The sequence below is a fragment of the Streptomyces sp. NPDC087215 genome, from assembly GCF_044744885.1.
In the GTDB taxonomy this organism is placed as follows: domain Bacteria; phylum Actinomycetota; class Actinomycetes; order Streptomycetales; family Streptomycetaceae; genus Streptomyces.
The window spans coordinates 29,292-52,715 of the sequence record NZ_JBIUZD010000018.1 but is presented as its reverse complement, the minus strand read 5'-3'; the positions used below and the strand labels follow the sequence as shown (position 1 = coordinate 52,715).

Genomic DNA, 23,424 nt, shown 5'->3' with positions numbered 1-23,424 from the left:
CGCCGTTCCCTTCGTACCGTCAGGCGGGGCGACGCCACTCCCGCAGGAGCAGATAGCCCAGGTACGTACCGCCGAGGGCCATCGTGTAGAGGCCGACCGGCAGGTTGTCGAAGAGCGGCAGCTGCTGCGCCGTGAGGTCCGCGAGGACCAGCAGCAGCGCCCCCATCAGGGTGGACATCACCAGGTGCGGGCCACCGCCCCGGGTGACGCGCTTGGCGATCTGCGGCGCCGTCAGGGACACGAAGGCGATCGGCCCCGCGACGCTCACCGCGCCCGCCGAGAGCACGATCGACAGGGCGACCGCGCCGGTCGCCGTCCGGCCCGGCCGGGCGCCGAGCCCGCTCGACAGGTCGTCGCCCATCTCACCGACGGACAGGGGCCGCGCCAGGAGCGCCGCGAACGGCAGCGAGAGCAGCAGCACGGTCCAGATGGTCGTCGCGTCGTCCCAGGAACGGGCCGAGAGACTGCCGTTGATGTACGAGGTGAGGGCGGTGGCCTTGTCGCGCTCGACGGCGTAGACCACGTACTGGGTCAGTGCCGTCGCCATGGCCGCCACGCCGATGCCCGCCACCACGAGCCGTCCCGGATTGCGGAACCCGGTGCCGGTGGCGAAGAACACCACCGCCATCGCGAGGACCGCGCCGAGCAGCGCGCCGACCGGCACCGGCAGGACACCGGGCAGGAACAGGGCGGCGGCCGCGGCCCCCGCACCGGCCCCGGCGCCCAGCCCGATCACGTCGGGGCTGCCCAGCGGGTTGCGGGTGACGGACTGGAACAGGGCCCCGGACAGGCCGAAGGCGGCGCCGGTCGCGATGGCCACCACCAGCCTCGGGCCGCGCAGCCGGTTGAGGACGAAGGCGTTCTTGCCGGTCGCCTCGCCCGCGAGGGCGGACGGCAGGTCGGCGAGCTGGATGCCGAGCCGCCCCATCGACAGGGTGGCCACCGCCGCGGCCACGAGCAGCAGCAGCGTCGCCGCGCCCGCGACCAGGGAGGAGCGGCGCACGGGGAGGGCGACCCAGGGGCCGATCCGCAGCACCGTGCGTCCGGCGGGACGCGTCGGCCGGGGCGCGACGGTCCCGGTGGGGACGGGCGCGGTGCCCGTCCGGTCGGCGGTCCTCATGAGGCCCCCCTCATACGGCGAACGGCGAAGAGCAGCGCGGGGGCGCCGACGAAGGCGGTGACGACGCCGACCATCAGCTCCTGCGGACGCAGCAGCACCCGGCCGATGACATCGGCGAAGAGCAGCAGCGCGGGCCCCGCGAGGGCACTGAAGGCGATCTGGGCCCGGAAGTCGGCACCCACCAGCGCCCGCACCACGTGCGGGACGGCCAGGCCGACGAAGGCGATGGGGCCGACGGCGGCGGTGGCGGCGGCGGCCAGCAGGGTCGCCGCGAGCAGCCCGGCGCCCTTGATCCGGGCCGGACTGATGCCGAGCGAGGCGGCCTTGTCGTCGCCCATCGCCATGGCGTTGAGGCCCGGCGCGAGCAGCAGGGCGAGCAGCAGACCGGCCGCCGCGAACGGCAGCACGGCCCAGAAGGCGTCGAAGCCGCGTCCGCCGAGCGCGCCCACGACCCAGTAGCGGTAGGTGTCGAACACCCGGGGGTCGGACAGGGCGACGGCCTGGATGAAGGCGGCGAGGACGGCGGAGAGCACCGCTCCGGCGAGGACCAGCCGGACCGGCCCGCCCCCGCCGCCCGCAGTGCCGATGAGATGGACGACGACACCGATGGCCAGCGCTCCGAGGAGGGCCCACCAGATGGTCTCCCGCTGCCCGGAGGCACCGAGGAACGCGGTGGCGGCGACGATGCTCGCGGACGCGCCCGCGTTGATGCCGAGGAGCCCCGGCTCGGCGAGCGGATTGCGGGTGATGCCCTGCATCAGGGTGCCCGCGACGGCCAGACAGAGGCCCGCGAGGACTCCGAGGGCGGTGCGCGGGTAGCGGCTCTCGACGACGGTGCGGGTGTACGCGTCGCCCTCGCCGGTGAGGACCCGCAGGACGTCGCCGAAGGAGGTCGGCCTGCTGCCGAACATGACGCTGGCGAACAGCGCCAGGGCGAGCAGGACCAGGCACAGGACAGCGCCGATGACATGCCGTCCGAGGCCCCGCCGTGCGACGGCGGGGCCTCGAAGGGTCCGGGAAGGAGTGGTCACGCCGGGACCGCGGTTACTTCCCGGCCTTGGCGACGGCCTTGTCGATCATCGGCAGGTAGCGCTCGATGCTGTACGGCACGGTCAGCGGGTTGATCATCGACGAGGCGGTGACGAACGGCTGGTCGTGGCTGTAGACGAGGGCCTGCTTCTTCACGGCGGGGATGGCCGCGTAGAGGGGCTGGGCCTCGATCTCCTTGCGGGACTTGTCGTCCATGTAGAAGGTGAAGGCGATGTCGCTGGCGGACAGCTTGTTGGCGTTCTCCAGGCCGATGAGGGCGGAGTCGGTGCCCTCGGTCTCCTTGAAGGAGTCGACGACCGGGTCCACCTTCAGGCCGAGCTTGGACACCATCGCCACGCGCTGCTCCTCGGGCTTGAAGATGCCGAGGCTGCCGGGGCCGGTGTTGTAGATGTACGAGAACGTGACGTTCTTGTACTGGGGGCGGGAGGCGGCCGCGTCCGAGAGCTGCTTGTCGATCTTCGACTCCAGCTCCTTGGCCTTCTCCGGCTGGCCGAGCGCCTTGGCGACGATCTCGATCTGCTGGTCCCAGTTCGTGCTCCACGCCTTCTCGGGGTAGGCGACGGTGGGCGCGATGTCCTTCAGGATGTCGTACTGCTTCTGCGTGATGCCCGACCAGGGGGCCAGGATGACGTCGGGCTCCAGCTCGGTGATGGCCTCGATGTCGAGCTCCTCGCCGCCCTTGAACTGCTTGGGCAGCGTGCCGCCGGACTTGGTCACGGCCGCGTGGATCCAGGGGAGGTAGCCGGTCTTGTCGCTGCCCCAGGTGTACTCCTCGACACCGACCGGGACGTTGCCGAGGGCGATGGCGGTCTCGGCCGAACCCTGACCGAGGGTCACCACGCGCTTCGGCTTCTCCTTGATGACGGCCTCGCCGAGCGCGCTCTTGAGGGTGACGGGGAAGGCGCCGGCGGGAGCCTTGGCCGCGGAGTCCGGGGCACTGTCCTTTTTGTCGTCCGAGCCGCACCCGGTCGCCATGAGGCCGAGCGAGACCGCGGCGGCGCTCGCCACGAGGACGCGACGGCGGACGGGGGTGAACACAGAAGGCATGGTGGATCCTTGTCTCCGGGCAGGGATGTGCTGTCGCCCCGCCTGACGCCCCCGCAGACGGATGTGTACGGGAGCAGCGGCCATCGCGAGGCGCTTGTTAGGTGAGCCTAACCTATTTATTGACCCTGCTCGAACCCGGGGAGGAGGGCCGCGCATCTGATCGACACGCGGCCCACCTGGGACTTCACCCCGGAAGCGCTCCGCGCGCGGCCGGGCGGCCACCGGCCGGAGGCGGTTCCAGATGCGCGTGCACCCGGCGCAGCAGAGCGGCCAGCTGCTCACGCTCCCCGGCGTCCAGCGGGGTGAGCACCTCGTCGTCCACCGCCGCGATCTCGGCGCTCAGCTCCCGCAGCGCGGCCGTGCCCTCGGGAGTCAGGCGTACGACGACCCGGCGCCGGTCGACGTGGTCCCGGACGCAGTCCACCTGCCCGGCGCGCGCCAGATCGTCGACGACCTTCACCAGGTCGCTGGCGTTGATGGCGAGCCGGGTGGCCAGGGCGGTCTTCATCTGCGGGCCGAGGTCGGCGAGCAGCGTCATCACGGTGAGGTGCCAGAGGCGTAACCCCCGGGCCTCCAGTGTCTCCGCGAGGCGCCGCCGCGCGGACCGGCCGACGGCGTGCATGAGGTACGCGTTCAGACCGAGCACGCTGGGCGGGGTCATGGCCCGCGCGGGCGACGTCCTGGGCGCTCGCGCCCGGGACGCGGCCGGGGGCGGGCCCTGTGCCGACGTCGGTGACGGTTCCGGCGAGGGGTCCCGTGACGGGTCCTGCGCCGCCGCTGGCGTCGGCTCCCGCGCCGACCCGTGCGCCGACTCCAGCGGCGATGCGGGAACGCCGGGGGAGTCGGGGACGGTGGCCGTCCCCGCGCCCGTGGCCGGTTCGAGGGCCGGACCGGCCTCGGCGAGCGAGCGGAAGACCTTCGCCCAGTCCGTCGGCGCGCTCGCGACGCCGACGACGGCGAACGTCGCCCCCGGGAGATGGTGCGGGAAACCGGTGACGACCGGCTGGTCCATCGGCTGCTCCTCGCTCTCCCGGCGCGTCAGGGACGGCCGGTGAGGTAGCCGCCCATGGAGGTGAAGTACTCGGCGGCCGGCAGTTCGCGCCCGTCCTCCGTCCGGACCCGGGTGACGGCGAGGCCGTGGTTGCGGCCGGTCCGGGCGTCGGCACCGGCGACGATCACGACGCCGTCGCCCTCGCGGTAGAAGATCCGGCCGGGAGTGCCCCCGTATAGTCCCTCGGACACCACGGCGGAGAGCACTTCGAGGCGCTTGCCCCGGTGGAAGGTGAAGGCGCTCGGGTAGGGCGCGGACTGGGCGCGGACCAGCCGCTCCAGGGTCTCGGCGGGCCAGCTCCAGTCGATCCTGATGTCCTCCTCGGCCCGCTTGTGGAAGAAGCTGGCCTGCGTGCGGTCCTGCTTCCTGAACTCGGCCCGCCCGGAGGCGATCAGGTCGAGCGCCTCGACGGTGACGGGCGCGATCAGGTCGACCGTCTTGTGGAAGAGGTCGGTGGTCGTGTCCGTCGGACCGACGGCCACGGACCGCTGCTGGACGATGTCGCCCGCGTCGAGCACCTCGTCCATCATGTGGGCGGTGACGCCGACTTCGGTCTCGCCGTTGATCAGGGCCCAGATCAGCGGGGAGAAGCCCGCGTACTTGGGCAGCAGCGAGTCATGGATGTTCAGGGTGCCGTGCCGGGGCAGCCCGTAGACGTGCGGCGGGATCCAGGTGCGCCAGTTGTTGGCGACGATGATGTCCGGCTCGGCCTCCTTGAGGCGCGTGAACAGCTCCTCGTCGTCCGGCCTGTTGCGGATGACGACGGGCACGCCGTGCTCGGCGGCGAGATCGGCGACCGAGTCGCTCCAGATCTTCTCGTAGGCGTTCTCGCTCCTGGGGTGCGTCACGACGAGGACGACCTCGTGTTCGGAGTCCAGGAGCGCTTGGAGGGTGCGGTGGCCCCAGGTCTGATAGCCGAACATGACGACCCGCATGGGCTTCCTCCTCGGTAGAGCGATTGACCGGCGTCAGTAAAGCAAGGCTTACCTAACACCGCAACTGGCTTGATTTCGACCCCGCTTGAGCGAGAACGTCCCGGTGATGTCCGTTTTACCCCGTCGACAGCGTCGTCAGATCAGGTTAGCTTTACCTAAGTTCGGCTCGGCGGTCGATCGGTGGCGCCCGTGTGCCCGGTGCTCCTGCCCACCTTCCGCCTCATTTCAGCCCCCCTTCCCGCACTTTCCCGCACGATGGGAGCGACATGTCGCAGGTTCCTCCTGATGACGCACCTCTGGTCCACGACCTCATAGGCATCGGCTTCGGGCCGTCCAATGTGGCCATGGCGATAGCGCTCAGCGAGCACAACGCACGCGTCGGAAGGCAAGAGGCGGTCACCGCCCACTTCTTCGAGCGCCAGCCCCGCTTCGGCTGGCACCGCGGCATGTTGATCGACGACGCGACCATGCAGGTGTCCTTCCTCAAGGACCTGGTGACCCTGCGCAATCCGACCAGCGAGTACAGCTTCCTCTGCTACCTGCAGAGCAGGGGCCGGCTGATCGACTTCGTCAACCACAAGAACCTCTTCCCGCTGCGCGTCGAGTTCCACGACTACTTCGAGTGGGCCGCGTCCAAGGTCGACGACATGGTCTCGTACGGCCACGAGATCGTCTCCGTGGAACCGGTCGAACGCGACGGCGTCATCGAGTACCTCGACGTGACCGCCCGGTCCGGCACCGAACTCGTCGTCCACCGCGCCCGCAACCTCGTCCTCGGCACCGGGCTCCGGCCCCGGATGCCCGAAGGCGTCGACCGCAGCGACCGCGTCTGGCACAACTCCGACCTGCTCGCCAAGGTCGAAGGGCTCGAAGGCACCTCCCCGGAGCGGTTCGTGGTCGTCGGCGCCGGACAGAGCGCCGCCGAGAACGTGGCCTACCTCCACCGGCGCTTCCCCGAGGCCGAGATCTGCGCCGTCTTCTCGCGCTACGGCTACAGCCCCGCCGACGACAGCGCCTTCGCCAACCGCATCTTCGACCCCGACGCCGTCGACGAGTACTTCACCGCCCCCGACGACGTGAAGCGCAAGCTGATGGACTACCACGGGAACACCAACTACTCCGTGGTGGACATCGACCTCATCGACGACCTCTACCGCCAGGCGTACCAGGAGAAGGTCCTCGGGACCGAACGGCTCCGCTTCATCAACGTCTCCCGGCTCACCGGCGTCGAGGACGGCCCCGACAAGGTCCGCGCCTTCGTCACCTCCCTGGTCACGGGCGAGGAGACCACGCTCGACGCCGACATCGTCGTCTACGCCACCGGCTACAGCCCCGCCGAACCCCTCGGTCTGCTCGGCCCGGTCGCCGACCGCTGCCACCGCGACGACCAGGGACGGGTCCGCGTCGAGCGCGACTACCGGCTCGCCACCGACGCCGAACTCCGCTGCGGGATCTACCTCCAGGGCGGCACCGAGCACACCCACGGCATCACCTCGTCGCTGCTCTCCAACACGGCGATCAGGGTCGGCGAGATCCTCGACTCGGTCCTCGACCGCGGTCTGGCCGACACCGGCGGAACCCGCACCACCGACGAGATCCGGCCACTGGCCGACGGCGTCGGCACCGCGCGCTAGCGCGCCCCCTCAGCGCCACCCCCCACGCACCAACCGCACCAACGCCCCGCCCGCCGGACGGAGTCACCCGCACCCGGCGGGCGGGGCACGCACCAGGTATCCCCGAAAGGAACGTCCGTGTCCGCTGGTCCTCGCACCGCCCTCGCGCGGTTCGCCAGATCCGCCCCCAGGATCGCCGTCGCCACGGCGGCGGCCCTCGCCCTCGCCGCCTGCGGCGGCGGATCCGGCAACGGCGACTCGCCCGCCGCGCCCACCTCCAAGGCCCCGGCCGGCGGATCCGGCACGTCCGCCGCGTTCCCCGTCACCGTCGAGCACAAGTACGGCTCCACGACCATCGACGCGGAACCGAAGACGATCGTCACCCTGGGCCTCTCCGACCAGGACGCGGTGCTCGCCCTCGGCGTCAAGCCGGCCGGCGCGGTCGACTGGTTCAAGGAGAAGCCCTACGGCAAGTGGCCCTGGGCCAAGGAGAAGTGGGGCTCGACCCAGCCCCAGATCGTCGGCGAGCGCGACGAGTACAACATCGAGAAGATCGCCGCGCTCAAGCCGGACCTCGTCATCGCCCAGTACTCGGGGATGAAGAAGGAGCAGTACGACACGCTCTCCAAGTTCACCAAGGTCGTCGCCCAGCCCAAGGACCACCCGGACTACGGCGCCCCCTGGCAGCTGATGACCCAGCAGATCGGCAAGGCGCTCGGCAAGGGCACCGAGGCCGACAAGCTGATCGCGGACATCGACACCCGGTTCAAGGCCGTCCGCGACAAGCACCCCGAGTGGGCGACGAAGACCCTCGCCGTCGCCGACAGCTTCGAGGCGGGCAAGTACTCCGCGTTCACGAAGACCGACCCCAAGTCGATCTTCTTCAACGCGCTGGGCTTCAAGCTCGCGCCGGAGATCGACACCCTGGCCAAGCCCGGCTGGAACGTCGCCGAGCTGAGCGCGGAGAAGCTCGACGTCCTCGACGTCGACCGGCTCGTCTGGGTCACCTCCAGCACCGACGCCAACGACCGCATCAAGGCCGAGCCGCTCTACGAGAAGCTCAAGGTCAACCAGGAGAAGCGCGACCTCTTCGTGCCCTACCAGGACCCCGACATCGGCGCCGCCTTCTCCTTCAACACCGTCCTGTCGATCCCGTACGCCATCGACGAGATCGAGCCCCTGCTCACGGCCGTCAAGTGACGCCCGGCAGCTGATGCCCCACCGGCGAGGAGCCGGACCGACCGACGGCGTGGCGACCTGCGCCACGCCGTCGCCGGTTTGTGCCGCCACCACCCCGCACCCCCAGGGAAAGGCCACTTCGTACGATGTTCGACGTCGAGTCCGACCGGAAGCCCGCCTCCGGCCTCCCCGTCACCGGAGGGCAGTCCGGCATCTGGCTGGCCCAGCAGATCGAACCGGACAGCACCGCCTACAACATCGTGTTCGCGCTCCACCTCCGAGGAGCCGTCGACCTCGACCGCCTCACCGGCGCCGTCCGCCGCGCCGTCCTTGAGGCCGAGAGCCTGCACGTACGGTTCACCGCCGGTGACGGAGGACCGCGCCAGGAACCCGGCGCCCACCCCGTCGCCGTCGGCCTGGCCGACCTGCGCCACACGGACGACCCCGACGAAGCGGCCGCCCACTGGATCGCCGCCGACCGCGAACGGCCCGCCGACCTCGCCGAGGGCCCGCTCACCGGCCACACCCTGCTGCGCCTCGCGGACGACCGGGTCCTGTGGTGCCAGCGCTACCACCACATCGTCGCCGACGGCGCCGCCGCGGCCCTCATCACCCGGCGCGCGGGCGAACTGTACGCGGCCGGGGCACCGGACGGACCCCCGGCGGCCGAGCCCCGGACCCCGGGCGCCGAGACCCCCGACGCCGGGACCGCGACCGGGGCCCCGGCCCGTCGGAACCCCACGGACGCCCCGGCCGGAACCGGCCCGCACCCCGGCTCCCTCGCCCGGCTCGTCGAGGCCGACCACGCCTACCGCACCTCCGAGCGGCACACCGCCGACCGCGCCTGGTGGCTGGAGCGGATGGCCGACCGCCCCGAACCCGTCCGGCTCGTGGCACGCGGCGCCTCCCCCATGACCCGACGACTGCGGCGCACCACGGAACTGGACCCCGCGACCGTCGAGCGGCTGAACGCCGTCGCGCACGCCGCCGACGTCCGGCCCTCCCGGGTCCTCGTCGCCGCCGTCGCCGCCTATCTGCACCGGGCCACCGGCGAGCAGGACCTCGTCGTCGGACTCCCCGTCACCGCCCGGCACGACGAGGTCTCCGCCCGCGTCCCCGGCATGGTCTCCAACATCGTCCCGCTGCGCCTCGCCGTCCGCCCCGCCACCACCGGCAGGGCCCTCCTGGCACAGGTCCACGACACGGTCGCGGACGCCGTCGCGCACGGCCGCCACCGCGCCGAGGACCTGGCCAGGGAACTGGGCCTGGTCGACGGCGTACCGGAACTGGTCGGCCCGACCGTCAACGTGCTGCCCCGCCTCGCCCGCCCCGCCTTCGCCGGACTCCAGGCCGAACTGCGCCCCGTCTGGCTCGGCCCGGTCAGCGACCTCGCCTTCTCCTTCGCCGAGGGCCCCGGAGGGAGCGGACACACCCTCCACCTCGACGTGGACGCCGACGTCTGCGACCCCGAGACCCTCGCCGCCCACGAGCACCGCTTCCTCGCCGTGCTCGACGCCCTCACCCGGCACCCCGACCGGCCCCTCGGCCGCGCCGAGCTGACCACCGGCGCCGAACGCGCCCTCCTCCTGGACGAGTTCGGCACCGCCCCGCGCGAGGTCACCGAACTCTCCTGGCCCGCCGCCTTCGAACAGCAGGTCCGCAGGACCCCCGAGGCCGTCGCCCTGGTCTGCGAGGACCGGGAGCTGACCTACGCCGCCCTCGACGACGCCGCCGACCGGCTGGCCCGCGTGCTCCGCGCCCGGGGCGTCGGCACCGAGGACGTGGTGGGCGTGGCCCTGCCCCGCTCGCCCGAACTGGTCGTCGCGCTCCTCGCCGTCATGAAGGCGGGCGGGGCCTATCTGCCGCTCGACGCGGACCACCCCCGGGACCGGATCGCCTACATGCTGGCCGACGCCGGGGCCCGTACGGTCGTCACCGTACGGGAGCTGGCCGCCGAGCTGCCCGAGGCCCCGGACACCGCCCCGCTGCTCCTGGACGACCCGGCCGTCACCGAGGCCCTCGCCGCCGCGACCGCCCTGCCCCCGGCGCCGCCCGTGCCGCTGGACCAGGCCGCGTACGTCATCTACACCTCCGGCTCCACCGGCCGCCCCAAGGGGGTCGTCGTCCCGCACGACGGCGTCGGCAGCCTCATCGCCACCGCCACCGACCGGATCGGCGTCACCGCCGACAGCCGGGTCGTGCAGTTCGCCTCCGTCGGCTTCGACGTCACCGTGTGGGACCTGATCATGTCCCTGTGCGTCGGCGGCCGGATCATCCTCGTCCCGGCCGAACGCCGGGTCGCGGGCCCCGCGCTCACCGAGTACATCGCGCGCCACCGCGCCACCCACATGATCCTGCCGCCCTCCCTGGTGTCCGCGCTGCCGCAGGAGTGCGAACTCCCCGACGGCGCGGTGCTCGTCGTCGGCACCGAGGCGGTACCCGGCGAGCTGATCGCCCGCTGGGAGGGACGGCTCCGCGTCGTCGTCGCGTACGGGCTGACCGAGGCGAGCGTCAACTCCACGCTCTGGACCGCCGACCCCGACCGGCCGGGCCCCGCGCCCATCGGCCGGCCCGACCCCAACACCCGCGCCTACGTCCTCGACACGGCGCTGCGGCCGGTGCCCGTCGGCACGGAGGGAGAGCTGTACGTCGCCGGGCGCGGCCTCGCACGCGGCTACCTGGGCCGCGCGGGCCTCTCCTCGGAGCGGTTCGTCGCCGACCCCTACGGAGCCCCCGGCACCCGGATGTACCGCACGGGCGACCGGGTCCGCTGGGGAGCCGACGGCAACCTGGAGTTCCTGGGCCGCGCCGACGGCCAGATCAAGATCCGGGGCCACCGGGTGGAACCGGGCGAGGTCGAGAGCACCTTCATGGCCTGCGAGGGCATCGCCCAGACCGCCGTCCTGGCCCGCGAGGACCACCGGGGCGTCAAGCGCCTGGTCGCGTACGTCGTCCCGGTGACCCCGGCAGGGCTCGAAGCGGGTCCCGGATCCGAGACCGGATCCGAGACCGGATCCGAGACCGGGACCGGGACCGGACCCGTGACCGAGGACGGGACACGGCCCCCGGCCGACGACGCCGACCGCGCCGACCTCACCGCCGCAGCCGTCGCCGCCGCACGCGCGCGCGTGGCCGGGGCGCTGCCCGAGCACATGGTGCCCTCGGCGGTCGTCGTGCTCGACGGCCCGCTCCCGCTGACCCCCAACGGCAAGCTCGACACCAAGGCCCTGCCCGACCCCCGCTGGACGTCCCTGTCCGGCGCCGACGCCCCGACCACCCCCGCCGAGACCACCCTCGCGGCGCTCTTCGCCGAGGTCCTCGGGCTGCCCTCGGTCGGCGTCCACGACAGCTTCTTCGAGCTCGGCGGTGACAGCATCGTCGCCGTCCGGCTGGTGAACCGGGCCCGCGAGGCCGGTCTCGCCGTCACCCCGCGCGAGGTCTTCCGGCACCGGACCGTCGCCGCGCTCGCCACGGCCGCCGGTAGCGCGGGGGCGCCCGCCGCCCCCGCGCCCCGGGTGGACCTCGACACGGACGCGCTGCCCGTCTCGCCGCTCCAGGAAGGTTTCTTCTTCCACGCCGAGTTCGACGGCACGGCCGCCGACCTGTACGTCGTGCAGGAACTCCTCGACCTCTCGGAACGGGTGGACCCGGAACGGCTCCGCACCTCGCTCCAACTGCTCCTCGACCGCCACCCGCTGCTGCGCGCCTCGTTCCGCCAGCTGCCGGACGGCCGGGTCGTGCAGCGGCTCGCGGACCGGGTGACCCTCCCCTGGCGGGAGGCCGACACCGCCGTGACGGCCCTGGACGAGATCCTCCGCGAGGACCGGGAGCTGCCGTTCGGCCTCGGCCGGGCGCCGCTGCTGCGCGCCACCCTCCTCACCGAAGGACCGCGCCACCGGCTGCTCCTGACCCTCCATCACATCGTCGCCGACGGCTGGTCGGTCGCCGTCCTGCTGCGCGAGCTGACCGCCGCCTACCGGGGCGCCGGCCTCGCTCCCGCGGTGGCGCCGGAACCGTACCTCTCCTGGCTCGCGGGCCGGGACCGCGAGGCCGCCCGCACGGCCTGGCGCGAGGCCCTGGCCGGGCTCGAAGGCCCCACCCGGCTGCCCGCCCCGGAGGGCGCCGCGCCCACGGAGCCGGGCCCGTCCGCACCCGCCAGGCCCGAACAGGTCGACACCCGCCTGCCCCGGGACCTCGGCGACGCGCTCACCGCCTACGCCAGGACCCACGGGCTCACCCTGAGCAGCGTCGTCCACGGCGTGTGGGGACTGCTGCTCGGTGCGCTGACCGGTGCCGACGACATCGTCTTCGGCACCACGGTGTCGGGCCGGACCACCGAGGTCCCCGGCCTGGACTCCGCCGTGGGCCTGTTCGTCAACACGGTCCCCGCCCGGGTCACCCTGCGCCCCGACGAGACCCTGACCGGTCTGCTCCGGCGCGTCCAGGACGAGCACAGCGCCCTCCTGGACCACCAGCACCTCGGTCTCGCCGAGATCCAGCGGATCGCGGGCGGCGGCGAACTCTTCGACACGCTCGTGGTCTTCGAGAACTACCCCACCGGGAACGACCCCGTCCGCGACCGGGACGCGTCCGGCCCCGGTGCCCGCCCCGGAGGGCTCCCCGCCGACGACGGTCCCCTCGTCACCGGCGCCGAGGTCCTCGACGCCGTCCACTACCCGCTCGCCCTCGTGGTCGAGCCCTCCGCCGACGGGCTGCTGCTGCGGTTCAAGCACGACGCGGCGCGACTCGACCAGGTCGCGGTCGCCGTCCTCGCCAACCGGTTCACGGGCCTGCTGCGGACCGTGGTCTCCGACTCCGCCCGCACCGTCGCCCGCACCGATCTGCTCTCCGCCCGCGAGCGGGAGCACCTGACGGAACTGAACGCCACCGCGCACCCCGTCCCGGAGACCACCCTCGCCTCCCTGATCGCGGACCGGACGGCCCGCACCCCGCACGCCCCGGCCGTCGCCTTCGAGGACACCGTCCTCAGCTACGCCGAGCTCGACCGGCGGGCCGAGGCGCTGGCCCGGCGGCTGCGGGCGCGCGGCGCGGGACCCGAGACGTACGTCGCCGTCGCCGTCCCGCGCTCGGCGGAACTGATGGTCGCCCTCCTCGGCGTCCTCAAGGCGGGCGCCGCCTACCTCCCGGTCGACCTCGACTACCCGGCCGACCGGGTGGCGTTCATGCTGGCCGACTCCGGCGCCCGGCTGGCCGTGACGACCGAGGGGTCCGCCGGACGGCTCCCGGCCGTCCCCGGCCTCGCGCACCTCCTCATCGGCGCGGAACACGAGAACGGCACCGCCGCCGGGGACGAAGCCGCCGCCACGGACACCACCGCCCCCGCCCGCTCCGCCGGACCCGACCACCCCGCCTACCTGATCTACACCTCGGGCTCCACCGGACGCCCCAAGGGCGTCGCCGTCACCCACCGGGCCGTCGTCAACCGGCTGGCCTGGATGCAGGGCGCGTACGGGCTGACCGCCGACGACCGGGTCCTCCAGAAGACGCCGTCCAGCTTCGACGTGTCCGTGTGGGAGTTCTTCTGGCCGCTCGTCGAGGGCGCCACCGTCGTCCTCGCCCGCCCCGACGGGCACCGGGACCCGGAGTACCTCGCCGGTCTCGTCGCCCGCCGGGCCGTCACCACCCTGCACTTCGTGCCCTCGATGCTGGCCGCGTTCACCCGGGTCATGGAGACCGCCCCGGCCCCCGGGCCCGGCACCCCCGACTGGGCGGCGAGCCTGCGCCGGGTGTTCTGCAGCGGCGAGGCGCTCACCGGCGCCGACGCCCGGCGCTGGTCGGAACTGACCTCCCGGCACGGCCGCCCGCCCGTCCCGCTGCACAACCTGTACGGCCCCACCGAGGCGGCCGTCGACGTCACGTACTTCCCCTACGAGGGCGGTGACGCCCCGGCCGTGCCGATCGGCAGGCCCGTGTGGAACACCCGGCTGCACGTCCTCGACCCGTTCCTGCGACCGGTGCCCGACGGCGTCCCCGGCGAGCTGTACCTCGCCGGGGTCCAGCTGGCCCGCGCCTACCACGACCGCCCCGGCCTCACCGCCGAACGCTTCGTCGCCGACCCGTACGGGACGGCGGGGGAGCGGATGTACCGCACCGGCGACCTGGTGCGCCGCCGCGCCGACGGCGCCGTGGAGTACCTCGGCCGCACCGACCGGCAGGTCAAGATCCGGGGCAACCGCGTCGAGCCCGGCGAGATCGAGACCGCCCTCGCCGCGCTGCCCGGCGTGGCCCGCGCCGCCGTCGTCGTCCGCGCCGGAACCCTCGTCGGCTACGCCGTCGCCGCCCCCGGCGCCACCCTCGCCGGAGAGGCCCTGCGGACCGCCCTGGAGGGCGCGCTGCCCGCCCCGATGGTGCCGGGCGCCGTCGTGGTCGTCGCCGAACTGCCGCTGACCCCCAGCGGCAAGCTCGACCAGAACGCCCTGCCCGCGCCCGAGACGGCCCCCCGGGCCGCCGGACGCGCGCCCCGGAGCCCGCGCGAGCACGCCCTGTGCGCGGTCTTCGCCGAGGTCCTGGGCATCCCGGGCGTGGGCGCCGAGGACGACTTCTTCGTGCTCGGCGGCGACAGCCTCAGCTCGATCTCCGTCGCCACGCGCGCGCGTGAGAGGGGACTGGACCTCAGCCCCCGCGACGTCTTCGAGCACCGCACCCCGGCCGCCCTCGCCGCCGCCGTCCCGGACACCCCCGCCCCACCCGTATCCGCCGACACCCCCGAGGTACCCGTGCAGCCCGACGGCGTGACCGTCTCCGCAACCGACGCCGGGCAGGCCGCCGCCGCCCTCCAGGCCGTCCTCGCCCTCCAGCAGCGGTCCGGCGCCGCCGTCGACCCGGCGCTCAAGGCCCTCCTCGACCAGCTCACCGCCGCCGCGCCCCCGGCGGAACCGGAACCGGAACCGGAGCCCGAAGCCGCCTTCGGGGGACCCGACCTCACCCCCGAGGAGACCGCCCGCGTCCACACCGCCGCCGGACGGCCCGTCTCCGACATCTGGCCGCTCTCCCCGCTCCAGGAGGGCATGTACTTCCACGCCACCTACGACGCCGGTGACGCGCTCGACGTCTACCAGTCCCAGGAGACCCTGGACCTCGACCGGCGGATCGACACCGCACGGCTGCGGGCCGCCTGCCGGACCCTCCTCGACCGCAACACCGGACTGCGCGCCGGATTCACCAGCGACGGACTGCCCCAGCCGGTGCAGTTCATCGTGGAGGGCGCCGAGATCCCGCTCGTCGAGGCCGACCTGTCCGGTCTGCCCGCCGACGAGCAGCGGGCCCGTACCGAGGAACTCCTCGCCGCCGACCGCAGGCAGCGCTTCGACCTCGCCGCCGCACCGCTCTGCCGCCTCCTCCTCGTCCGCCTCGGCGACGGCCGGGACCGGCTCGTCGTCACCCACCACCTGATCCTCTGGGACGGCTGGTCCGCCTGGCTGTTCCTCGAAGAGCTGTTCACCCTGTACGAGCGGGCCGGCGACCCCGCCGGGCTCCCGCGGCCCGGCGACTACCGCGACCACCTCGCCTGGCTCGACGCCCAGGACACGACCCTCGCCAAGGACGCCTGGCGCCGGGCCCTCGCGGGCTTCGACGAGCCCACCCTGCTCGCCCCCTCGGGCCGCGACACCGGCCCGGTCATCCCGGTGGACTTCGACGCCCGGCTCGACCAGGAGACCGGGGACCGGCTGCGGGCCGCCGCCCGCCGCCACGGCCTCACCCTGAACACCGTCCTCAACGCCGCCTGGGCCCTGGTCCTCTCCGCGACCACCGGCCGCTCCGACATCGCCTTCGGCACCGCCGTCTCGGGCCGCCCGGCGGACGTCCCGAACGTCGCCGGCATCATCGGCATGTTCCTCAACACCGTCCCCGCCCGCGTCGCCCTCGCCCCCGGCGAGCCGCTGCTCGCCCTGCTGCGCCGGATGCAGTCCGAGCGCGCCGCCGTCATGCCGTACGAGTACGTGGGCCTCGGCACCCTCCAGCAGGAGACCGGGCACCGCCGCCTCTTCGACACCCTCTTCGTGCTCCGCTCGGCGGACGGCGAGGACCGGGCCGCCGCCCTCCGCGAACGCCACGGCATCACCGGGGTGTCCAACGTGGACGGCACCCACTTCCCGCTCACCCTGATCGTCACCCCCGGCGCCCGCCTGCGGGTGACCCTCGCCGCCCGGCCCGACCTGTTCGACGCCGGGGCGGCCACCACGATCCTGAGCCGCTTCACCACCGTCCTCGACCGGCTCGCCTCCGCCCTCGCCGGAGCGGACGCCGAGACCGCCACGACCGCGGGCACGGACCTGCTGCTCCCCGCCGAGCGGACCGCGCTCGCCGCCGCCCGGGAGTCCACCCGCGAACCGCTGCCCGACGACACCGTCGCCGACCTGCTGGCCGCCCAGGCCACCCGTACCCCCGACGCCGTCGCCCTGGTCTTCGGGGCCCGCTCCCTCACGTACGCGGAACTCGACGCGCAGGTCAACCGGTACGCCCGGCTGCTGCTCGCCCGGGGCGCCGGGCCCGAGAAGGTCGTCGCGCTCGCCCTGCCCCGCTCCATCGAGATGGTCGTCGCCCTCTTCGCCGTCCTGCGCACCGGCGCCGCCTATCTGCCGCTCGACCTCGACCACCCGGCCGACCGGCTGCGCCTGATGGCCGAGGACACCGGCCCCCTCTGCCTGGTCTCCACCGCCGCCGTCGCCCCGACACTGCGGCGCGAAGACGGCCCCGTCGCCCCCGAACTCCTCCTCGACGACCCGGCGGTCACCGCCGAACTCGCCGGGCTCTCCGGCGACGCCGTCGACGACACCGAACGGCCCGCGTTCGCGCGCGGCCTCCCGGACCGCCTCGACCACCCCGCGTACGTCATCTACACCTCCGGCTCCACCGGCCGCCCCAAGGGCGTCGTCACCCCCTACAGGGGACTGACGAACATGCAGCTCAACCACCAGAAGGAGGTCTTCGACCCGGCGATCGCCGCCACCGGCGGACGCCGACTGCGCATCGCGCACACCGTGTCCTTCGCCTTCGACATGTCGTGGGAGGAACTGCTGTGGCTCGTCGAGGGCCACGAGGTGCACGTCTGCGACGAGGAACTCCGCCGTGACGCCGAGGCGCTCGTCGCCTACTGCGACGCGCACCGCGTCGACGTGGTCAACGTGACGCCCACCTACGCCCAGCTCCTCGTCGAGGAAGGCCTGCTCGACCACGACGAGGACACCGGCAAGCACCGCCCCGCCCTGGTCCTGCTCGGCGGCGAAGCCGTCTCCGACACCGTCTGGACCCGGCTGCGCCGCACGGAGGGCACCTACGGGTACAACCTGTACGGCCCCACCGAATACACCATCAACACCCTCGGCGGCTCCACCGAGGAGAGCGCCACCCCCACCGTCGGCCGCCCCATCCGCAACACCCGCGCCCACGTCCTGGACGCGATGCTGCGACCCGTCCCGCCGGGCTGCCCCGGCGAGCTGTACATCGCGGGCACCGGACTCGCCCGCGGCTACCACGACCGGGCCGCGCTCACCGCCGAACGGTTCGTCGCCGACCCCTTCGGCGCACCGGGCGAACGCATGTACCGCACCGGCGACCTCGTACGGCAGCGGCCCGACGGCCTCCTCGACTTCCTCGGCCGCACCGACGACCAGGTGAAGATCCGCGGCTACCGCGTCGAACTCGGCGAGATCTCCACGGCCCTGTCCGCGCACCCCGAGGTCGCCCACGCGGCCGTCGTCGTCCACGAGACCGCGGGCACCAAGCGCCTCGTCGGCTACGTCGTACCCGAGGACGCCCCGCACCGGCCCGAGGACACGCCCGGCGCGTCCCGTGCGTCCGGCCCGTCCGGCGAAGGACGGCCCGACGACGGTCTGGCCCAGCGGCTCCGCGAGCACCTCAAGGTCCTCCTGCCCGACTACATGGTCCCCGCCGCGCTCGTCACCGTCGCCGCCCTGCCGCTCACCGTCAACGGCAAGCTCGACGTCAAGGCCCTGCCCGCCCCCGACCTCACCGGCCCCCGCACCGGCCGCGCCCCCCGCACCCCCGAGGAGGAGACCCTCTGCGGGCTCTTCGCCGAAGTCCTCGGCCTGACCGCGGGCAGCGTCGACATCGACGCCGACTTCTTCGACCTCGGCGGCCACTCGCTGCTCGCCACCCGGCTGGTCAGCCGCGCCCGCACCGCGCTCCACACCGAACTCGCCATCCGCGACCTGTTCGAGGCGCCCACCGTCGCCGAACTGGCCGAGCGCGCCACCGCCCCGCGCGGCCCCGCCCGCCCCGCCCTGGTCGCCGCCGACCGCCCCGCCGAACTGCCGCTCTCCCACGCCCAGCAGCGCCTGTGGATCGTCCAGCAGATCGAATGCGCCTCGGCCGCGTACAACTTCCCGCTGGTCCTGCGGCTGCGCGGCACCCTCGACCACGCCGCCTGGCGCACGGCCCTCGCCGACGTCACCGACCGGCACGAATCGCTGCGCACCCTCGTGGCCGAACACGACGGCCGGGCGTTCCAGCGCATCCTGCCCACCGGAACGGCCGCACCCACCGTCGAGCACCTGCGCGCCACCGAGGACGAGATACCCGGCATCGTCGACGCCGCCGTCCGGCGCCCCTTCGACCTCGCCGCCGAACTCCCCGTCCGCGCCACCGTCGTGGAGCTCGCCCCCGACGACCACGTCGTCGTCCTCCTGCTCCACCACATCACCACCGACGAGTGGTCCGACCGCCCCTTCCTGCGGGACCTGACCACCGCCTACACCGCCCGCCTCGCGGGCACCGCCCCCGACTGGGCGCCGCTGCCCGTCCAGTACGCCGACCACGCCCTCTGGCAGCAGCGGCTCCTCGGCGACCCCGCCGACCAGGACAGCGTCGCCGCCCGGCAGCTCGCCCACTGGCGCACCGCCCTGGCCGGCGCCCCCGAGGAACTGGAACTCCCCACCGACCGGCCCCGCCCCGCCCGCCCCACGTTCACCGGCGACGTCGTCGACGTCACCTTCGACCGGACGGCCCACGAGGGCCTGCGGCGCCTCGCCCGAGAGACCGGCGCCAGCATGTTCATGGCGGTCCACGCGGCCGTCGCCGCCCTGCTCCACCGGCTCGGCGCGGGCACCGACATCCCCCTCGGCGCGCCCATCGCGGGACGGGGGGACGAGGCCCTGGACGACCTCGTGGGCTTCTTCGTCAACACCCTGGTCCTGCGCACCGACCTCACCGGCGACCCCACCTTCACCGAGCTCCTCGCCCGGGTCAGGGCGACCGACCTGGCCGCCTTCTCCCACGCCGACGTGCCGTTCGAGTCGGTCGTGGAAGCCCTCAACCCGACCCGTTCCCTCTCCCGCAACCCGCTGTTCCAGGTGATGGTCGGCCACCACGTCCGTACGGACACGGCCCCCCGCCTGCCCGGACTCGACGCCTCCTACCTGCCGCACCGCACCGGCACCGCCAAGTTCGACCTCGTCTTCAGCTTCACGGAGCACACCACGCCCGACGGCGCGGACGACTCCCTCGCCTGCCGTCTGGAGTACGCCACCGAACTCTTCGACCGGGAGACCGCCGAAGCCGTCGCCGACCGGCTGGCCCGGCTCCTCACGGCCCTCGTCACGGCCCCCGGACGCCCGCTGTCCGAAGCCGTCGTCCTCACCGGGGAGGAGCACCGGCTCGTCCTCGACGACTTCAACGGGGCGCCCCGCGAGGTCGAGGAGGAGACCCTGCCCGCGCTCTTCGCCCGCCGGGTCGCCGAACACCCCGGAGCCGTCGCCGTCGTCGAACGCTCCCGCGCGGTGACCTACGCCGAACTCGACGCCCGCGCCGACGTCCTCGCCCGGCTCCTCGCCCGCCACGGCGTCGGCACCGAGAGCGTCGTCGGCGTGGCCGTGCCCCGCTCCGTCGACATGGTCGCCACGGTCCTCGCCGCCCTGCGGCTCGGCGCCGCGTTCCTGCCGCTGGACCTCGCCCACCCCGGCGACCGCCTCCAGTACATGATCGAGGACTCCGGCGCCGCCGTCGTCGTCGGCACCGAACCCGTCGCCGGGAAGATCCCCGGCGTCCCCGGCGTCCCCGTGCTGCTCCTCGACGCCCCCGACACCACCGACGCCCCCGACACCAGCGACATCCCGGACGGCACCGACGTCCCGCCGCCCGCCGGTCCCGCCGGGCTCGACCAGGCCGCCTACGTCATCTACACCTCCGGCTCCACCGGCCGCCCCAAGGGCGTCGTCGTCCCGCACGAGGGCATCGCCAGCCTCGTCGCCACCGCCGTCGACCGGATGGGCCTCGGCCGCGACAGTCACGTCCTGCAGTTCGCCTCCATCGGCTTCGACGTCTTCGTCTTCGAACTCGCCATGGCCCTCTGCCACGGCGGCCGACTCGTCCTCGTCACGGACGAGGCCCGGGTCGCCGGCCCCGCCCTGACCGACTTCCTCGCCGCCCAGCGGATCACCCACATGATCCTGCCGCCGTCCCTGATGTCCGCCCTGCCGTCCGAATGCCGCCTCCCCGACGGCGTGACCGTCCTCGTCGGCACCGAGACCGTCCCCCCGGACCTCTTCGAACGCTTCGGCGCCACCGCCGACCTGATCTGCGCCTACGGACTCACCGAGGCGACCGTCAACTCCACCCTCTGGCCCGCCCGCGAGAACGGCGGCCGCGCCCCCGGCCGCGTACCCATCGGCCGCCCCGACCCCAACACCCGCTGCTACGTCCTCGACGAGCACCTGCGGCCCGTGCCGCCCGGCGTCACCGGAGAGCTGTACGTCGCCGGGCGCGGCCTCGCCCGGGGCTACCTCGGACAGCCCGGACTCAGCTCGCACCGCTTCGTCGCCGACCCCTACGGGACCCCCGGCAGCCGTATGTACCGCACCGGCGACCGGGCCCGCTGGCGCGCCGACGGCAACCTCGACTTCCTCGGCCGGGTCGACACCCAGGTGAAGATCCGCGGCTTCCGCATCGAACTCGGCGAGATCGAGGCGGCCCTCGCAGGTCACCCCTCCGTCGCCCAGGCCGCCGTCCGGCCCGACCACGCCGGGGACATCGTCCGCCTCGTCGGCTACGCCGTCCCCGAACCGGGCACCGGACGGGACCTCGACCCCGGGGAACTGCGCTCCCACCTCGCCGCCCGGCTGCCCGAGTACATGGTCCCCGCCCTCGTCGTCCCGCTCGACGGGCCCCTGCCGCTCACCCCGAACGGCAAGCTCGACCACAAGGCGCTGCCCGCGCCCGACTGGTCGGCGATGACCGGCGACGCCCGCCCCGCCACCGCCACCGAGGAGAGGATCGCGCTGCTCTTCCGCGAGATCCTCCGCCTCGACGACATCGGCGCCCACGACAGCTTCTTCGCGCTCGGCGGCCACTCCATGGCCGCGATGCGCCTCCTCGGCCGCGTCCGCGCCGAGTTCGGCGCCGAACTGAGCATCCGGGACGTCTTCGACTCCCCGACCGTCGCGGGGATCGCGGGCAAGCTCGACGGAGCGCGAGCGGCCCGGCCCGAACTGCGCCCCGCCGACGCGCCCGGGACCGAGGGCGCCGACCTGCCCACGGCCCCCGTCCAGCGGTGGCACTGGGACGCCCTCCGGCGCGGCCCGGCCCACGACCACGCGCTCGTCCTGCGCTCGCCCGGCGGCCTCGACCCCGAGGCCCTCGCGGCGGCCCTGGCCGATGTCACCGCCCGCCACGAACCCCTCCGCACCGCCTTCGCCGAACACGACGCCACCCTGGTCCGCAGGCCCGTCCCGGCCCCGGTCCTCGCCGTCGAGGACTGCCCCGACCTGGACGCCCGCATCGCCGAACTCGCCGCGTCCGACGCCGAGGCCGAGCAGGCACCCCCGGTGCGGGCCCGGCTGCTCACCGCGCCCGACGGCACCCAGGCGGTCGTGTTCACCCTGCACTACCTCGCCGTCGACGAATGGTCGGTGGTCCCGCTCTTCCGCGACCTCACCACCGCCTACGGGGCCCGCGCCGGGGGCCGCGCCCCCGAGCTGCCCCCGCTCCCGGTGAGCTACACCGACTACGCCCGCTGGGCCCGCGAGGTCCTCGGCGACCCCGCCGACCCGGACAGCAGGGGCAACCGGCAGCTGGACCACTGGCGCCGGACCCTCCAGGGCGCCCCCCGGGAACTGGCCCTGCCCTCGGACGGCCCGGCCGACGCGCCCGCGCCGACCGGACGACCGGCGGCCGGACAGGTCGAGTTCGTCCTCGACGAGCGGCTGCACGCCGACGTCGACCGGCTCGCCAGGACCACCGGCACCAGCATGTTCATGGTGCTGCACGCCGCCCTCGCCGCCCTGCTCACGGATCACGGCGCGGGCACCGACCTGCCCATCGGCACGATGGTCGCCGGACGCGACGACGACCGCCTCGCCGACCTCGTCGGCTGCTTCTTCAACACGGTCCTGCTGCGCACCGACACGGCGGGCGACCCCACCTTCACCGAGCTCCTGGCCCGTGTCCGGGAGACCACCCTGAGCGCCCTGGACCACCAGGAGGTGCCGTACGACGAAGTCGTGCGGGCCGCCGGACTGCGCCCGGAGGGCCCCCAGGTGCGGGTGATGCACCACGAGCAGGCCGACCTCGCGGACCTGGAGGGCGGGGTCGGCGACCTCGTCGCCGTCCCGACGGGCGCGGTCCGCGCCGAGCTGACCCTCAGCTTCCACGAACCACGGGGCGAGGGCCCCGTGCACTGCGCCCTGATCCACGCGACGCGACGGATCGGCACGGCGAAGGCCCAGCGCCTCGCCGAGGAGTTCCAGACCCTGCTGCGCAAGGCCACCCGGAACGCCGGGCAGCCCCTGTCCCAGCTGTCCGGTGTGCACCACAAGAGGAGTGAGAACGCATGAGCACCAACCCGTTCGAGGACCCGCAGGGCCGTTTCCTGGTCCTGGTGAACGACGAGAACCAGCACTCGCTGTGGCCGTCCTTCGCCGAGGTCCCCGCCGGATGGCGGACCGTCTTCGGCGAGGACACCCGCGAGGCCTGCCTGGCGCACGTCGAGACCCACTGGACCGACCTCCGCCCGGCGAGCCTGGCCGCCCGCCAGAGCTGACCCACCACGACCGACGGCCGCCCGCGGGGGATTCCCCCGCGGGCGGCCGTCGTACGTACGGGGAGGGGCACCCGTGAGGGAAGAAGCCGCCCCCGTACGGGGAGCCGGTCCGCCCCGTGGGGGACGAGGGCCGTCCCGTACGGGGGAGTGCCGCGCCCCTCACGGGTCCGGACCGGCCCGTAAGGGATCGACACGGTGCCGTACGGGATCGAGGCCGGGTATCCCGTACGGGCCCGGCCTCGGCCCCGTACGGGAAGTGACTAGGCCCGCGCGTGAGACCGGCCCCGTGAGGAGAGGTCCGGCCCGTACGGGCCCGGACGAGCGGGCCCGTACGGGAAAGGGGGGCCGGTACGACGTGTCACCGTCGTACCGGCCCCCCTTCGCGAGGTCCGCGACCTGGCCGGGCCCTCAGC

Annotated in this window: 9 protein-coding genes; 4 read left to right on the top strand and 5 right to left on the bottom strand. The window is 73.9% G+C overall.

Translation table 11 applies throughout. The annotated features are described in order from the left end of the window. Positions 1-19 precede the first annotated feature (19 nt). From ACIO92_RS30625 to ACIO92_RS30605, 5 genes are all read right to left on the bottom strand, one after another. Entirely contained in the window at positions 20-1,120 is a 1,101-nt protein-coding gene (locus tag ACIO92_RS30625) for an iron chelate uptake ABC transporter family permease subunit (protein WP_366444584.1), read from the bottom strand. Next, positions 1,117-2,085 carry an iron ABC transporter permease gene (locus ACIO92_RS30620; RefSeq protein ID WP_366444628.1) on the bottom strand — a complete coding sequence of 323 codons (969 nt, stop codon included), beginning with the start codon at positions 2,083-2,085 and terminating at the stop codon, positions 1,117-1,119. The genes ACIO92_RS30625 and ACIO92_RS30620 overlap by 4 nt, the downstream gene beginning before the upstream one ends. 79 nt (positions 2,086-2,164) lie before the next feature. Further along, on the bottom strand, positions 2,165-3,217 hold the full coding sequence (locus ACIO92_RS30615; protein WP_366444583.1) for an iron-siderophore ABC transporter substrate-binding protein: 1,053 nt from the start codon (positions 3,215-3,217) through the stop codon (positions 2,165-2,167). Between the two features lie 184 nt (positions 3,218-3,401). Then, positions 3,402-4,229 (bottom strand): winged helix DNA-binding protein, encoded by an 828-nt coding sequence (locus ACIO92_RS30610; RefSeq protein ID WP_366444582.1) that lies wholly within the window; start codon positions 4,227-4,229, stop codon positions 3,402-3,404. Positions 4,230-4,255: 26 nt separating this feature from the next. Continuing rightward, positions 4,256-5,203: a methionyl-tRNA formyltransferase gene (locus tag ACIO92_RS30605; RefSeq protein ID WP_401242040.1), complete on the bottom strand. Its 948-nt coding sequence runs from the start codon at positions 5,201-5,203 to the stop codon at positions 4,256-4,258. A 266-nt stretch (positions 5,204-5,469) separates the two neighbouring features. Here ACIO92_RS30605 and ACIO92_RS30600 point away from each other — a divergent pair, with 266 nt between their 5' ends. The 4 genes from ACIO92_RS30600 (at position 5,470) to ACIO92_RS30585 (ending at position 23,011) form a co-directional block, all read left to right on the top strand. Further along, positions 5,470-6,837, top strand: a complete 1,368-nt coding sequence (locus ACIO92_RS30600; RefSeq protein ID WP_402280751.1) for a lysine N(6)-hydroxylase/L-ornithine N(5)-oxygenase family protein — start codon at positions 5,470-5,472, stop codon at positions 6,835-6,837. Positions 6,838-6,954: 117 nt separating this feature from the next. Then, a complete protein-coding gene (locus ACIO92_RS30595; protein ID WP_402280753.1) occupies positions 6,955-8,016 on the top strand; it encodes an iron-siderophore ABC transporter substrate-binding protein in 1,062 nt (353 codons plus the stop codon). A gap of 125 nt (positions 8,017-8,141) precedes the next feature. Beyond that, complete coding sequence (locus ACIO92_RS30590; RefSeq protein ID WP_402596803.1) at positions 8,142-22,805, top strand: amino acid adenylation domain-containing protein; 14,664 nt, start codon at positions 8,142-8,144, stop codon at positions 22,803-22,805. Continuing rightward, on the top strand, positions 22,802-23,011 hold the full coding sequence (locus ACIO92_RS30585) for an MbtH family protein (protein ID WP_366444577.1): 210 nt from the start codon (positions 22,802-22,804) through the stop codon (positions 23,009-23,011). Before ACIO92_RS30590 ends, ACIO92_RS30585 begins: the two co-directional genes overlap by 4 nt. Positions 23,012-23,424: the final 413 nt, after the last annotated feature.

Excerpts from the sequence above, each read along its gene's own strand:
- ACIO92_RS30625 (WP_366444584.1), bottom strand. The coding sequence starts at position 1,120 with ATGAGGACCGCCGACCGGACGGGCACCGCGCCCGTCCCCACCGGGACC.
- ACIO92_RS30615 (WP_366444583.1), bottom strand. The coding sequence starts at position 3,217 with ATGCCTTCTGTGTTCACCCCCGTCCGCCGTCGCGTCCTCGTGGCGAGC.
- ACIO92_RS30610 (WP_366444582.1), bottom strand. The coding sequence starts at position 4,229 with ATGGACCAGCCGGTCGTCACCGGTTTCCCGCACCATCTCCCGGGGGCG.
- ACIO92_RS30605 (WP_401242040.1), bottom strand. The coding sequence starts at position 5,203 with ATGCGGGTCGTCATGTTCGGCTATCAGACCTGGGGCCACCGCACCCTC.
- ACIO92_RS30600 (WP_402280751.1), top strand. The coding sequence starts at position 5,470 with ATGTCGCAGGTTCCTCCTGATGACGCACCTCTGGTCCACGACCTCATA.
- ACIO92_RS30590 (WP_402596803.1), top strand. The coding sequence starts at position 8,142 with ATGTTCGACGTCGAGTCCGACCGGAAGCCCGCCTCCGGCCTCCCCGTC.
- ACIO92_RS30585 (WP_366444577.1), top strand. The coding sequence starts at position 22,802 with ATGAGCACCAACCCGTTCGAGGACCCGCAGGGCCGTTTCCTGGTCCTG.